Below are 14,654 nucleotides of genomic sequence, written 5' to 3'. Positions count from 1 at the left end.
CAAGGCGAACCGACGCGCCATCCCCATTTTGTGGAGTGACGGCCGAGCTCAGAGGGCGTTTGGAAATTAACCTTGAGCGAGCCGGTTGAGCATGAGGCGGGCTGCTGCGATGTCGATCATCGTCTCTGACGTCTGTACACGGTACTCATAGTCCTTGCTAAGCCGACGATTGCGACCGAGCCAGGCGAAGCTGCGCTCGACGATCCAAGTCAAGCCCGTGATCTTGAAGGCGCGCTGACGACGCTTGACGATCTGCAGCCGCCAACCTTGCTGTTCTGCCAGCGCGCGGGAGAGTTTCTTGCTCTCATGACCCGCGTCGGCGATGATGGTGGTGATCGCCGGAAAGAGCGCGCGCAATCCGTTTGTCAGCAAGGCACCGGCGCGCCGATCCGAAACATCGGCAGCTTCGACGCGGTTGGCGATCGGCAGGCCGAGCGTGTCGACCAGAATGTGACGCTTTCTGCCCTTCACCCGCTTGAAGGCGTCAAAACCGCGGGTTCCGCCGACCTCGGTGGTCTTGACCGACTGTCCATCCATGATCACGACGGTCGGACATTCCGCGCGACCGGCCCGAAGTCGGGTAAGCCGGTAGAGTTCACGTTGCAGACAAACCCAGATGCCGGTTCGCTGCCATGACCGAAAGTACCAGTAGACCGTGTTCCAGGCAGGGAAATCTCTCGGCAGTTGGCGCCATTGGCAGCCGGTACGCAGCAGATAGAAGATCGCGTCCAGGACGGCACGAAGACTGATCCGTCGTCGTCGGCCGCGCCGGCTCGCTTTCGGCAGTAGCGGCTCAACAATCGACCATTGTTCATCCGTCACGTTCGATACGTACTGGCTACCGCCCATCCCTTGCCTCCGTTCAACGGACGGCAAGGAACACCGCAATCCTTAATTTCCAAACGCCCTCTGAGAGGCATCTTTGGCGAAATGAGACCACATGCGTCGATGAGCGATTCCAACTCGGATTCGCTGAGAATACGCGGCGGCGGAACGGCCCTGGACCTCGGGAAGGCTCTGCGCTCCAAGGCCTCGGTTCGGGTGTCATAGACTGCGAGATACTCGTAGAATCGGCGAAGCACTCCGTGACGAGTGGCGCGGCTGTTGGCGGCTCCTCCAAACGACAGCGCGAAGTCCAGCGCCATCGTTCGAGTGGCGGGCCCATCGAGCTGAGCGCGCTCAACGTAGCGGACGAAAGCCCGCAACGTCCCGGCTTGCTTGCTGAAGGCGTAGCCGAGGGAGTGGCGCAGTTCGATGTAACGCTCGGCCTTCTCGCCGAGGAATCGGGCAAAGGCGGTCATGCGACGCCTCCCGGAAAGGGAGTGCGACCTCGGCGAGCTGCGAGACCGCAACCTTCACGTACAACGCTGTCGTGTTGATGCTGCGGTGGCCGAGAAGATCGGCGACCTCGTTAATCGGCCTTCGCTGCCCCACGAGCTGGGTGGCCAAGCTGTGGCGCAGGAGATGCGCACCTGCGACCCGCCCGAGTTTGATTCCGCCATGTTGCAACCGCTTCCGTACGATCCTCGAAACAGGCGACGCGCACTTGAAAGGTCCCACCGGCGGCGTGAAGGACAGGAACAGATACGGACTGTCCACCTTCGGTCGAGCGCGTAGGATGTAGTCGGCGAGTGCCGCGCCGGTCTCCTCGAGGAGCGGCACCACCCGATCACGCTTGCCCTTGGTACGCCGGACAAAGATCTCGCCGGTTCGCCAGTCGATATCCTGAAGTTGAAGGGCGCGCAGCTCGCCGTTGGGAATGCCCGTTGTGGCGAGTAGCAGCAAGACAGCTCGATCGCGGATGTCGACGGGTGTCGTTGCGCCGATTGCGTCGATGGCGTGCCGAACGGCATCCCATGCAAGGCGCGGCGGCAAATGCGCCAAACGCCAGTGGGGCGTTCCTGGGACGACGCGGGCAAGTTCCTGGTCGTGGTGGCCAGCCCAATGCAAAAACCGAAGAAATGTTCGGATGCGAGAAGTCGCTGCCGTACGGGTGCCGGAGGTCGCCGATAGCGACAGCTGATGCTCGACAGCAGCAAGGACGTGCTCAGCCGTCAGCGCAGCGAGGTCTTGGCCGGAATGATGATGGCGGAACCAATCCAGAAAGCGGCGGCCACCCAGGAGAACGCCTTCGCGGGACTTCGGCTCAAGCCCTCGCACCCTGCGCAAATAGTCCGAAAAGGAGGCCAGAAGCGGAGCATCCGGATCATCTTCTACACTGGGAACGGAAGCAATGAATCGCTCCGGAGCAACTCGCCGTGCGTGTCCCAGCGCCGACACTGCGCCAATGCGTGGAGAATCCGTAATAAACCTGCATAAATAGCTATCAACGACATCTTGATGGATCGGCATCGGACCACAGCGCGGCGCGGCAAATTGGCTAAAACGCGCAATCCGGCTCAGATAAATCTTGGCGGATGCTTGCTTGTAACCAAGCGTGAAAAATGCTCCGCTAGACGATCCATCTCGTCACCGAGCGCACCGCTACGCAGGCGCTTGAGCACCCTACCATACGAAAAATAGAACTCGAGCATGTTGCACCCTCCGGGATACCGGCGCAGGGAAATCCCGCGCCCACCCGAAAGGTACGAAACGTTATGTGGCGGAGGATGCCAGATTTGGCGGTCCCCGGCTGGTGCCCGGACGGCTCCGCCACATAATCTTCCCCGATGCATAAGAACGGTTAGGTGGCGCGCCACCTAACCGTTCAGCGGTGCGGTCTACGTCTTCCGTGCCAAACGGACGGACCGGATAAAGCTGATCTTTGGGACGGCACCGGCGTCTGCCTTTACGCCAAGCGCCTGAGGATGGCGAGTTCCGCTGGCCGAAAGTGCAGGACGGCGTGATGCGGTTGACGGCAGCGCAGCTATCGGCGCTGCTTGAAGGGCTCGACTGGCGGCGGGTCCATGAAGCGCGGCGGACACGCGTTCCCGTCCAGGCCGGCTGATCCGCGACGAAGTGAATCAGACGGGATTCCGTTGTCGCCCGGCAGGGGCAAATATGGTCTGGTCCTGTCATGGCGATGACGGCGGACCAGCTTCCCGACGATCCGGATGCGCTGAAGGCGATGGTCCTGGCGCGGGATGTTGAGAACGCCCGTCTCTACCAGATCATCAAGGAATTGCAGCGCCACCGTTTTGGCCGTCGTGCCGAAACGCTGCCGGAAGACCAGCTTCTGCTGGGTCTGGAAGAAGCCGAGCAGATCGAGGCCGCCGGCGAGGAAGCGAAGGAACAGGTCGCCTCCGCGGAGCGCAATGCAAAGGCTGCGAAGCGCCGGGCGAACCGTGGCGCGCTGCCGCCCCATCTTCCGCGCATCGAAATGGTCGTCGACATCGATAACCACGCCTGCCCGTGTTGCCGCAACGGGCTTCACCGGATTGGCGAAGATGTGAGCGAGCGGCTCGATATCGTGCCGGCGCAGCTGCGCGTGATCGTGGTGCGCCGGCCCAAATACGCCTGCCGCGCCTGCGAGGACGTCGTTGTCCAAGCGCCGGCGCCGACGCGCCTCGTGGAGGGCGGGCTGCCAACCGAAGCGACGGTCGCCCAGGTTCTGGTCTCCAAATACGCCGATCATCTGCCGCTCTATCGCCAGGCGCAGATCTACGCCCGGCAGGGCATCCATCTTGACCGCTCCACGCTCGCCGACTGGGTCGGCCGTGCCGCCTGGCATCTGCGTCCGGTGCATGAGCGGCTGCTTGAGAAGCTGAAGACCTCACCGAAGCTCTTCGCCGACGAGACCACGGCGCCGGTGCTCGATCCCGGCCGCGGCAAAACCAAGACCGGGCAGCTCTGGGCCTATGCTCGCGACGACCGGCCATGGGACGGAGCCGATCCACCGGGCGTCGCCTATGTCTATGCGTCGGACCGCAAGGCGGAGCGGCCGATCGCCCATCTCGCCGGCTTCAGCGGAATCCTGCAGGTCGATGGCTATGGCGGTTATCGCACGTTGGCTGAAAAGAGCGGCGCAACGCTTGCCTTCTGTTGGGCACATGTCCGCCGGCGCTTCTATGAGTTGGCCGCATCCGGCCCGGCGCCGATCGCGAGCGAGGCGCTCCGGCGTGCGCATTCCGACGAAGCCGGCCAGTGATTCCGATCAATTACCGGCCACCCATTCCAATTTCATTCCGGCCGGGATTCCGATTTGAAGCCGGCCACCTTTGTGGATCACCTGGGTCGTTGTTGAGGTTTGGTTCGAGTTTCGTTTCTGGTCAAGTCTGAGCTGGTTCCGGGTTTTCTGGCGCGCGCCGTTTTCGCATGCTGTCGCCGGTCAGTTCGATGCGGTAGGCGTTATGCACGAGGCGGTCGAGGATGGCGTCGGCGATGGTGGGATTTCCGATGATCTCATACCAATGGTCGACGGGCACCTGGCTGGTGACGATGGTCGAGCGCCGCTCATAGCGGTCCTCGATGATCTCGAGGAGATCGCGGCGCTGTTCGTCGTTGAGCTTTTCAGGCCCCCAATCGTCGAGGATGAGCAGGTCGGTGCGGGCCAGCGCCTTCAGCATCCTGGCATAGCGACCGTCTCCCTTGCGAGAGCGAGCGAGGCGAAGAGCCGTGGCGCGCGGTGATAGACGACGGAGAAGTCCTCGCGACAGGCCTTGTGGCCGAGAGCGCAGGCGAGCCAACTCTTGCCGACACCGGCCGGGCCTGTGATCAGGAGCCCGTGACGCTGGCGGATCCAATCGCAGCCTGCGAGCTTGAGGAAGAGGGAACGGTCGAGCCCGCGTTCGGCACGGAAGTCGGCGTCTTCGACCTGCGCATCATGGCGTAGCCTGGCGGCGCGGGCACGCGCCTCGAAGCGCTTCTGACGGCGCAGCGTCGCTTCGTTATCAAGCAGGATGGCGAGCCATTCGCCATGATCGAGGGCGCGCGCTTCCGGCTGCGCGTCGAGATCCTGGAAGCCTTTGGCCATGCCGTGCAGTCCGAGGTCGCGCAGCATGTCGAGGGTGGGATGGGTCAGCATGATCTTTATCTCCTCAATGGAAGTAACCAGGACCACGCAGATTGGCGTGGTCGATGATGGCGCCGGGATTGCCGGCGGGCCGGGCGGCTTTGTGGTTGGTGATGAGGGCGGCGATGCTCTTGCAGGTCAGTCCGCCGATCTCGACGGCGCGTGCCGAGACCGCCTCGGCGCGATCACGATGAAGATCGCGATAGAGACGCAAAACACCCAGGCAGGTGCGGAACCCCTGCTCGGGATGGGGCCGGCTGGCCAGAATGGCGATGATCAGCCCCTCGGTCTGTGGTCCGATCGACGCGGCCCAGCGCCGGAAGCGTGCCGGCGTCCACTCCGCATATCGACGGTGGGAACTGGGCATGTGCTCAGGGTTGGTGCCGTAACGGCGTCCGCCATAGCGGCGCTGATGAACGGCGACGCGCTTGCCGCGATGGAAGATCTCGATCGTCCTGCTGGTCGCGCGGATGTCGACCTGCTGGCGAATGAGGCTGTGCGGCACGGAATAGAAGAAGGTCTTGAACTCGACATGGTAGTCGGTGGCGACGCGGGCCAGGCGCCATTCGGCGAACTCGTAATCCTGCACCGGCAGGCTCGCCAGCGCCGGCCGTTCCACCGTCTCGAACAAATGGCGACGGCTGACGCCAAGGCGGCGCATGACATGGTCATTGATGCGGTCGAGCGCCCCGGCGATTGCGGTATTGGCCTCGGCTAACGAGAAGAATGTCTGCCGCCGCAGCCGGCCGAGGATGCAGGTCTGGGCAAAACGCACGCCGTTCTCGACCTTGGCCTTGTCCTTCGGGCGACGCGGCCGCGCCGGCAGCACGCCGACGCCATAGTGCGAGGCCATCATGCCGTAGCTGCGGTTGATCTCCGGATCATAGAAGGAGGCATGATTGACACCGGACTTCAGGTTGTCGGGCACGATCAGGCGCGGGACGCCGACGAAGAAGCTGAACATGCGTACATGCGCGCCGATCCAATCCGGCAATGTCTGCGTCCAGGTCGCTTCCGCATAGGTGTAGCCGGATGCGCCCAGGACGCCGACGAAAATCTCCGCCTCACGGATCTCGCCGGTCAGCGGATCGATGATGGCGATCTTCTTGCCGGAATAGTCCACGAACACCTTGTCGCCGACGACATGCTCTTGGCGCATCGTCGGCGACAGGCGCTTCTCGAAGCCGCGAAACAGGTCGCAGAAACGGCTGTAGCCATAGCCGCCGGCATGGACGGCGCGGTACTCCTCCCAAAGCAGCATCAGCGTGACGCCGGGCTTCTTCAACTCCAGAGCAAGATCTGCCCAGTTCGGTTCCGGCAGCCGGCGCGCACCCTGCTTCACCCCGGCGCGGGCGAACAGCCGGTTCTCCAGCGCGTCGTCGGTCAGTTCGCCTGGTAGCGGCCAACTCAGCCCTGAAGCTTCTGCCCGCTTCAGATTATCCTGCACGGTGCTGCGCGCGATGCCCAGCCTCTGTGCGATCTCGCGGGCGCTGGTTCCGTCGCCGGCAAGCCGCAGCATCTGTCGTAGTTGTCTCATGGTCAGCCTTCTCTTTGCCGGCATTACGCGTCCCTTGTTCAAAAGGACCGTCATGCCAAAGTTGCTGACCCAGGTGCTCCTGCTCAGGCCTTCAAAGTGGCCGGATATTGATCGGAATGGTGGCCGGCTTCACGTCGGAACGGGGGCCGGCTTCAGGTTGGAATGCCCGGCCGGATTACGTCGGAATCCGCACTCCGGCGCATCGCTGAACTCTATCGGATCGAGGACGATATCCGCGGCCAGCCGGCGGACGCACGCCGTGTGTTGCGCCAGGAAAAGAGCCTGCCGATCATTGCCGAACTCGAGCCTTGGCTGCGCGAGAAGCTCGTGTTGATCAGCCAGAAAACCAAGCTCGCCGAGGCGATCCGCTATGCACTCTCGCGGTGGCAAGGCCTCACCCGGTTCCTGGATGATGGCCGCATCGAGATCGACAGCAACGTGGTCGAGCGCTCCATCCGGCCGATCGCCCTCAACCGCAAGAACGCGCTCTTCGCAGGCTCTGACGGCGGCGCGGAGCATTGGGCCGTCGTCGCGTCGCTGATCGAAACCTGCAAACTCAACGCTGTCGAGCCGCTCGGCTATCTCGCCGACGTGCTCACCAGGGTCGTCAACGGCCACCCCAACAGCCAGATCGACGACCTCCTGCCCTGGGCCTACATCATCGAGCCCGAGATCAAGGCCGTGGCCTGAGAACACCGCTCTGATGTCCGCTGTCAAGGTTTGGAACGCGAGGGCGCAACCGATTGTGGGATCGGCTGCTCATTCTGATGATCGCGCATGGGTGGAGGCGGAACTGAAGGACGTCGGTGATCAAGCTCTGATGCGCGGGTTGGTTACCGCATTCCCGATTATGCGTCCGGGGCTGTTCCTATCTTACTGCGGGCGTCGGCCAGATTGCCGGCCACAAAGCGTCTGACGGGCATTCCCCTGCCGTGGTCCCGCCTCCGCCCATGCGCGAAGGATGTATGTCGCTGCGGCGGCTGGATCAGGCTGCTTGCGCCTCCCTTGCAACGGCCCACATGAAGCCGGCCAACTCACGGGCGATCGCTGTGCAGACCACCGTTGTCTTCTTGCCCCGGCCGCTCAACATCCGATATCGGGTCGTCAGTCGGGTCTGCGCCTTCCAGGCGATCTCTCGCACCCTTGGAGATGCTTGCTCCAGACGGTATAGCTTCTTCGCCCCGACCCTCGGCGCATGCCTATAGGTCCAGGCGCTCTCGACCAGCATATGGCGAACGCGGCCGTTTCCCGCCTTGGTGATGCCGCCCCGTCTGACTGTCTCGCCGGTCGATCGTTCTCCAGGAACGAGGCCGAGATATCCCATGAGCTGGCGCGGACTGTCGAACCGGGTCACGTCGCCAACCTCGGTGGCGAATGTCACGGCGACGATCAGGTCTACGCCGCGCAAAGTCTGCAGCGCTCGCACGATCGGCGCCAACGACCAGGCCGAAACGAACTCCTCGATCACACGCTCAAGTCGCTCGACCCGCTCTTTCGAGATCGGACCGCTTCGACCAGTTCCTGGAGCGCAATCTGATGTGCGGGATGATCGAACGGTTGCTCTTGTAGCCAGCGCAGATAGCGCATCGTCCAGCCCTTTTTGCGAGGATAGATGCGTCCGTGCTTGAGCATGAAGGCGCTCACATGCTGCCGATGGACCCGAAGCGTCTCGACCGCGGCCGCCCGGGCACGGACGAGATCTCGCATGGCTTCGTGGCCTTCATCAGGAACCCATACCGCCGTCAGTTCGCCGGCGCGCAGCAGCCGGGCCAGAGAAAGAGCGTCCCGGCGGTTTGTCTTCACCCTGTCGCCTGGCTTTCTCGGAATCAGCGACGGGGCCACCACGATGCATTCGTGACCCAGCGAACGGATCAGCCGATAGAGGCCATAGCCGGTCGGGCCAGCCTCGTAGCAGAAATGAACTCGATCGAACCTGCCGGCGATCCGCTGGATAACACGGCGCATGCTCGCATCCGAGGCGTCGACCTCGCCGAAGAAGCGAACTTCTCCCTCCCGGCCGGAACCCGCAATCGCGATGGCGTTCCTCAGTTTTGCGACATCGATTCCGACAAATGCTTCCCTATAATCTGCCACGGCTCGTCCTCCTGTGATGAGGATCGGCTCGGCCGCCCGAGCAACCCTCGGACGCGCAGTGTAGGGCGAGCCACCTCACCAGCAGAGCCGGACATACGGTCTTACATTGATGACCGCCACTCGGCAGTTAAAGCGAGAAGGGCAATTTTATCACAAAACTCAGGATGTAGATGATTCCGACAACACTTGTCAGGCTGCCGAGCAGCCCGTTCAGCACGTGTTCTGGCACATAAAGCTGAGTTTTCGATGCGCACCATGAGCCGAACAGACCGCCGGCCGCGGTGAAAAAGCCCCACGACCACTCAGAGGGCGTTTGGAAATTAACCTTGAGCGAGCCGGTTGAGCATGAGGCGGGCTGCTGCGATGTCGATCATCGTCTCTGACGTCTGTACACGGTACTCATAGTCCTTGCTAAGCCGACGATTGCGACCGAGCCAGGCGAAGCTGCGCTCGACGATCCAAGTCAAGCCCGTGATCTTGAAGGCGCGCTGACGACGCTTGACGATCTGCAGCCTAAGCCAATTGTCAGTTCCATTGCCGCGGTCGCCGCTCTTGCGGCCTTCGCTCTTCCAGCCAGCGCCCAAACGTCGCAGCCACAGAATCCGATGGCCACTCACGGCGCAGCGCCGGCCCAGGCCAAGCCGGCGCCGACCGCGACAGCAGCCGCAAAGCCCAGCGCCGCCCCTGCTGCAAAGAAGCCACCAACCGAGGCGCAGCTCGCGGCGCGTGCCCGGATGAAGGACTGTGGCGCGCAATGGCAGAAGGCCAAGACAGCCAATGCCACGGGCGGCAAGACGTGGCGGCAGTTCTCCAGCGAGTGTCTAAAACAGCACTAATTGCGACTTCATGGGATCGTCATGCCTCGGCGCAAGCCGCGGCATGACGAGACGGCCCAGTCGCGCGCCGCGACCGACTATCTGCGATGACGTGACGCAGCGCTTCCAAGTCTTGGGAGCAAGCTGGACGCTCCCTGATGGCTCGATTGACGGCGGGACGGCCCGCGTCCATCTTTCGTCGGCTTGAGACGCATCCGCCAGCTGTCACGCTCATGGCACAAGCCCACGTTAGATTCGCTCACTAGCCGAGCGGCAATCTCAACGGATAGGTGCGGCGATGAACACCCCGGTCTTCAATCCTCACCGGTTCCAGACGACCGTCCCCTTCTACGCGCGCTATCGCGTGAATTATCCGGCGGACCTGATCAAATTCGTGTCGGACCGTCTTCATTTGCCGCCCGGCGCGCCCATCCTCGATCTTGGTACCGGACCGGGGCTTCTTGCAATCGCCTTCGCGCGCCTCGGATACCACGTCACTGCTGTCGATCCGGAGCCCGCTATGCTCGCGGCCGCCCGTGACGCCGCTGACGAAGCAGCCGTGTCCGTGGTCTTCGCGCAGGGCTCCTCCTTCGATCTCGACCGGCTGGGTGGTCGCTATCAGCTCGTCACCATGGGTCGCTCATTCCATTGGATGAACCGGGAGGCGACCCTTGCGAGCCTGGACCGCATGATCCTGGGCGGCGGTGCGGTAGCCTTGTTCAGCGACGGCCAGATCCCCTACCCCGGCCAGGATTGGCGCAAGACGGTGCTTGAGCCGCTCGCGGCGCGTTATGCGCCCGAGGAAGCGCGGCAGCGCGAGGCGCGGCGCAGTCCTTCACGCCTTCCGCATGAGGCGGTGCTGCTCGCCTCGCCATTCCGGGATCTGGAACGTCACAGCGTGCTGTTCCCCCAGACGCTTGATACGGACGCTATCGTAGGTCGGACATTCTCGATGTCCGTCACGTCGCCCAAGGCGCTCGGCACCAGCAAGGACGCGTTCGAAGAGGAACTGCGCCGGGAGCTCGCCGTCCTGTCACCCACAGGTCAGTTCAAAGAAATCGTCGAGGTCAAGGCGCTCATCGCGCGGCGGGGATAGTGTTTGCCACCCTCCATGGAGATATGACGATCCCCTCAAAGTCTATCATTGGCGAGGTGCGTGCCAACTCGACGAGCACCGGACTGTCCAAGATCGGTTAAACGGAAACTCTCTGGCTTGCGGTCGTTTATGATTCCGCGCTCTCGTTCGGCATCACCGCCTGCTTGCGGACGACGCGATCGATGCAATGCCGCCGCCACCGCGCATGCCAGCCGTGGCGTCAAAGCGACTTCTCGAAACGGTACTCCCGCGAATGAGAAATATCGCGGAGGTGCCGGGTATCCGCACCCTGGCTGTAGCCGAGCCGACGGTAAAGGCGGTGAGCGCTGGCGAAGCGGGTGTCCGACCAAGCGAGCACAGCCCTCGCCCCATGACGGCGGGCATGCTCCTCGGCATGGGCGACCAGGCGTGCCGCGAGGCCGCGCTGGCGCAGGTCCGGCCTCACATAGAGGCGATGCAGCTCGCCAATACCTGGCTGTACATAATCCAGCGCGATCGAAGCACCGACCCGGCCCTGCCCGTCTTCGACGACCCAGAAGCCGCATCCCTCCCCCGCGTAGGAGCGGGCCGGCGCCCGCAGGTCCGGGAGATCCTCGTGCGGATCCACATAGCAACCCGGATAGTCCGCAAAGCAGAGCGCGACCAGGCCGAAGAGATCCTGCGCGTCGTTATCGCGCGCAGGACGCAGAAAGGCGGCACCCGGTTCCAATGGATCACGCGATGCCAAATCGGCGGGTATCGAAGCGCCCGGCGTCAATCATTCGAGACCAAGCTTGGACTTGAGTAGTCCGTTGACCGCCTGGGGGTTGGCCTTGCCGCCCGTCGACTTCATCACCTGCCCGACGAACCAGCCGAGCATTGTCGGCTTCGCCTTGACCTGCTCAACCTTGTCCGGGTTGGCGGCGATGATGGCGTCGATCGCCTGCTCGATCGCGCCTGTGTCGGTGACCTGCTTCATGCCACGGTCCTCGACGATCTGGCGCGGATCGCCGCCCTCGCTCCAGACGATCTCAAAGAGGTCCTTCGCGATCTTCCCGGAAATCACTTCCTCGCCGATGAGGTCGATGATGGCACCGAGCTGGGCGGCCGACACCGGCGAGGCGGTGACGGAGAGCCCTTCCTTGTTCAGGCGCCCGAACAGCTCGTTGATCACCCAGTTCGCCGCAGCCTTGCCGTCGCGCGCGCCGCCATCGGGCTTCGCGACCACGGCCTCGAAGAAGTCGGCCGTCTCGCGCTCGGCCACCAGCACGGCCGCGTCGTAGGCGGACAGGCCGAAGCTCTCGACAAAGCGCGCCTTCTTCTCGTCGGGGAGTTCCGGCAGGCCGCGCTTCAGCTCCTCGACATAGGCCTCCTCCAGTTCCAACGGCAAGAGGTCCGGATCGGGGAAGTAGCGGTAATCATGCGCCTCTTCCTTCGAGCGCATGGACCGCGTCTCGCCCTTGCCGGCGTCGAACAGGCGCGTTTCCTGGTCGATCACACCGCCGTCTTCGAGGATGTCGATCTGCCGGCGGGCTTCGTACTCGATCGCCTGGCCGATGAAGCGGATGGAATTGACGTTCTTGATTTCGCAGCGCGTGCCGAGCGGCTCGCCAGGCCGGCGCACCGAGACATTGACGTCGGCGCGCAGCGAGCCCTTCTCCATGTCGCCATCACAGGTGCCGAGATAACGCAGGATCGTGCGCAGCTTCGTCACATAGGCCTTGGCTTCCTCGGCTGAACGAAGGTCCGGCCGCGACACGATCTCCATCAGCGCGACGCCCGACCGGTTGAGGTCGACGAAGCTCATGGTCGGGTGCTGGTCGTGCAGCGACTTGCCGGCGTCCTGTTCCAGATGCAGGCGCTCGATACCCACGGTAAAGCGCGATCCGTCGAGCATATCGACGATCACCTCGCCCTCTCCGACGATGGGGCTCTTGTACTGGCTGATCTGATAGCCCTGCGGCAGATCCGGATAGAAGTAATTTTTCCGGTCGAAGACCGAGACAAGGTTGATCTCAGCCTTGAGGCCCAGACCACTGCGCACAGCCTGAGCCACGCATTCGGCGTTGATCACCGGCAGCATGCCCGGCATCGCTGCATCGACGAGGGACACATGGTCATTGGGCTCGCCGCCGAACTCCGTCGAGGCTCCGGAGAACAGCTTCGAATTGGACGACACCTGAGCATGGATTTCCATACCGATGATGATTTCCCAATCCCCGGTCGCCCCTTTGATGAGCTTGGCCGGATCGGCTGGCCGCGTATGCGCATTCATGGCGTCAATCTCATCTCGATCTCATAATATCCGAACACTTCGCTTGGCCTGCGTTCTTCTCGACGTCAAGAGGAAGCTGCGCCGCGAACCCATTCCGACGCTCGCGTCTCCCGGGAGACCGGGCTGGCGGGGAATACGATCACCACCTGTTATAGACGCTAATTCCGTGCCCGTCCGTCGGCGCGCCCGCAATACTGTTGCCAGGAAACCACCGACTCCCTATGGCATAGGCCATCTGTAGATTTGCCGTGGATGAAGCCCGAGTGATTTCGCGACAGAATTCCATCATTCTCGCCGTGGGCCTCCTGCTCGCTGCTGTCACCTATCAATCGCTTAAAGTGCTGCCGGAGCGAATCGAGATGCCGCTCGGGTGTGACCCGTTCGGCTACCTGCGCCAGGCCGAACTTTTCCGAAAGCAAGGGCTGGGCGGCTTCAGCACCGAATTGTCCGGCCCGATGCCAGAACTGCTCATTGATTTCGTGGGCAAAGCAAAGGAATCGATGGCTCGCTACGGCGAGGTCATTGCTCCACATTGCCACCACCTGGACCTGACAACCGGCAAGATCATAATTCAATATCCGCCAGGCACGGGCCTTCTTCTCGCCGCGTTCTCCTCGGGCATTCAATCCAGGGCGCTCGATATGGTGCTAGTGGCGCTCGTCGCTGCCCTGGCATTCGCCTGCGCCGTTCTGACGCGGAGCTCCATCAATGCTGTGGGGATGGGACTGCTTGGCGCCGCGACGATCCTCCTCTTCGATCGCTTGTATGTCACGTGGTCGGTTGGTCCCACGATATTGATGGCTATCATTGCGGCAGCACTTCAGGTCCAGGCGTTTTCCAGCCAAGCGTATTCTCGGCGCCTCTGGCTCGCCCTGGCGGCAGGCGTTGCTGTCGGGTTCGCGAGCAATATGCGCGTGACCAACGTCCTGATTGGAGTCGGCCCCCTCGCCGTTTACGGGTTGCTCTTTCTGAAGCAACGATCCCGCCAGACGTTTTACGAGGGCCTCGTTGCGGGTCTCGGTATCCTCCTTGGAGCCGTACCGGTCCTAATCTCCAACACAATAAACGCCGGCGCGCCGTGGAAAACCACCTATGGCTCCAATGACGCCTCACCGCCGAAGTTCGAAGCCGATATGATGCTGTCCAACGCCCATTATTATCTCACGCTGGGCTGGCCATCGGCATTCACCGTCGCAGCCGCCATTGGGCTGGTGGCCGTGTGGCTGCTGCGCCCGAAACTGCCATTAAGGCTCCCCAACGCCATGCCGCTCGCCATAACGATAGGCTTCGGCGTGAACGTGATATTCTTCCTCACACACCATCTGCGGACGGAATACTACATGGTCGGAGCGAGCGTGTGGACATGCTACGCGGCCGCCTTCACCCTGGCGTCTCACCAGCGATTTGTACGCTGGCGCGACGAGCCGGCGCGCTACGGTCTTGCGGCTGCGGCAGGGATTGCTCTCTTGATCGCGGCTCTTGTTGCGCCGATCAAGGAGGTGAACCCACTACGCCACCAGGAGACCACACTCGCGCTCCCGCCCAATAGCATGGTTTGGGGCGATCTCAGCACCGGCCTGTTCGTCATGCATCTTCGTCAGTACGCCGCGAAACTCGTCTTCACAGGCCCTGACGAGCAGTCGGAATTGTTGGATGCTTTGCGGAACAAGGGTGTTACGCAGTTCTTCGTGAATGACTCGCTCCATATGGCGGAGGTGATCGCGAGGCTCAAACAACTCCTCCCGCTGCATGACGCAGGCAAAGCCTTTGGTTACGAGGTCTTCAGCCTCCAAGCCGCACCATCGGCGCCTAGCCCCGCATCGAGGCTATGAGCCACTCGCGCCCATAAGCGATGACGCCCCAGCCATCGCCCACCGAGGCGTGGATCTCAGGCCTGGGGCCGAAGA

Annotated in this window: 9 protein-coding genes and 4 pseudogenes; 5 read left to right on the top strand and 8 right to left on the bottom strand. The window is 62.7% G+C overall.

The features are described from left to right. Positions 1-66: 66 nt before the first annotated feature. On the bottom strand, positions 67-849 hold the full coding sequence (locus KIO76_RS13520) for an IS5 family transposase (RefSeq protein ID WP_213320975.1): 783 nt from the start codon (positions 847-849) through the stop codon (positions 67-69). A 330-nt stretch (positions 850-1,179) separates the two neighbouring features. Beyond that, the gene (locus tag KIO76_RS13515) at positions 1,180-2,160 is read right to left on the bottom strand and encodes a site-specific integrase (protein WP_349629382.1); all 981 of its coding nucleotides are present in this window, start codon (positions 2,158-2,160) and stop codon (positions 1,180-1,182) included. 604 nt (positions 2,161-2,764) lie between these two features. On the opposite strand from KIO76_RS13515, the gene tnpB reads away from it, so the two are divergent. Next, a complete protein-coding gene (gene tnpB, locus KIO76_RS31360; protein WP_283771437.1) occupies positions 2,765-2,947 on the top strand; it encodes an IS66 family insertion sequence element accessory protein TnpB in 183 nt (60 codons plus the stop codon). 69 nt (positions 2,948-3,016) lie between these two features. Next, a pseudogene (tnpC, locus tag KIO76_RS13505) lies at positions 3,017-4,060 on the top strand (IS66 family transposase); the annotation flags it as partial. A gap of 148 nt (positions 4,061-4,208) precedes the next feature. Here the strand turns inward: tnpC and istB are convergent. Together istB and istA are read right to left on the bottom strand one after the other, a co-directional pair. Continuing rightward, a pseudogene (istB, locus tag KIO76_RS13500) lies at positions 4,209-4,912 on the bottom strand (IS21-like element helper ATPase IstB). 64 nt (positions 4,913-4,976) lie between these two features. Beyond that, positions 4,977-6,512 (bottom strand): IS21 family transposase, encoded by a 1,536-nt coding sequence (istA, locus tag KIO76_RS13495; RefSeq protein ID WP_213320978.1) that lies wholly within the window; start codon positions 6,510-6,512, stop codon positions 4,977-4,979. A gap of 96 nt (positions 6,513-6,608) precedes the next feature. Between istA and KIO76_RS13490 the strand changes: the two are divergent. Further along, positions 6,609-7,178, top strand: a pseudogene (locus tag KIO76_RS13490) (IS66 family transposase); the annotation flags it as partial. A 295-nt stretch (positions 7,179-7,473) separates the two neighbouring features. Here KIO76_RS13490 and KIO76_RS13485 read toward each other — a convergent pair. Both KIO76_RS13485 and KIO76_RS31745 read right to left on the bottom strand, forming a co-directional pair. Beyond that, positions 7,474-8,582, bottom strand: a pseudogene (locus tag KIO76_RS13485) (IS110 family RNA-guided transposase). A 320-nt stretch (positions 8,583-8,902) separates the two neighbouring features. Then, the gene (locus KIO76_RS31745) at positions 8,903-9,199 is read right to left on the bottom strand and encodes a transposase (protein WP_213323752.1); all 297 of its coding nucleotides are present in this window, start codon (positions 9,197-9,199) and stop codon (positions 8,903-8,905) included. 496 nt (positions 9,200-9,695) lie between these two features. Between KIO76_RS31745 and KIO76_RS13475 the strand changes: the two genes are divergently transcribed. After that, entirely contained in the window at positions 9,696-10,493 is a 798-nt protein-coding gene (locus tag KIO76_RS13475; protein ID WP_213323751.1) for a class I SAM-dependent methyltransferase, read from the top strand. Between the two features lie 220 nt (positions 10,494-10,713). On the opposite strand, the gene KIO76_RS13470 is transcribed toward KIO76_RS13475, so the two are convergent. Both KIO76_RS13470 and gatB read right to left on the bottom strand, forming a co-directional pair. Then, entirely contained in the window at positions 10,714-11,220 is a 507-nt protein-coding gene (locus tag KIO76_RS13470) for a GNAT family N-acetyltransferase (protein WP_213323750.1), read from the bottom strand. Positions 11,221-11,250: 30 nt separating this feature from the next. Further along, a complete protein-coding gene (gatB, locus tag KIO76_RS13465) occupies positions 11,251-12,747 on the bottom strand; it encodes an Asp-tRNA(Asn)/Glu-tRNA(Gln) amidotransferase subunit GatB (protein ID WP_213323749.1) in 1,497 nt (498 codons plus the stop codon). A 263-nt stretch (positions 12,748-13,010) separates the two neighbouring features. Here gatB and KIO76_RS13460 point away from each other — a divergent pair, with 263 nt between their 5' ends. Further along, positions 13,011-14,579, top strand: coding sequence for a hypothetical protein (locus KIO76_RS13460; RefSeq protein ID WP_213323748.1), 1,569 nt, complete (start codon positions 13,011-13,013; stop codon positions 14,577-14,579). The last annotated feature ends 75 nt before the right edge of the window (positions 14,580-14,654 follow it).

Origin of the sequence: Chelatococcus sp. YT9, from assembly GCF_018398315.1 — a bacterium.
In the GTDB taxonomy this organism is placed as follows: Bacteria; Pseudomonadota; Alphaproteobacteria; order Rhizobiales; family Beijerinckiaceae; genus Chelatococcus.
This window is presented reverse-complemented; position numbering and strand designations above follow the sequence as displayed.

Coding starts and splice junctions, on each gene's coding strand:
- gatB (WP_213323749.1), bottom strand. CDS start 12,747: ATGAATGCGCATACGCGGCCAGCCGATCCGGCCAAGCTCATCAAAGGG.
- KIO76_RS13520 (WP_213320975.1), bottom strand. CDS start 849: ATGGGCGGTAGCCAGTACGTATCGAACGTGACGGATGAACAATGGTCG.
- istA (WP_213320978.1), bottom strand. CDS start 6,512: ATGCCGGCAAAGAGAAGGCTGACCATGAGACAACTACGACAGATGCTG.
- KIO76_RS13475 (WP_213323751.1), top strand. CDS start 9,696: ATGAACACCCCGGTCTTCAATCCTCACCGGTTCCAGACGACCGTCCCC.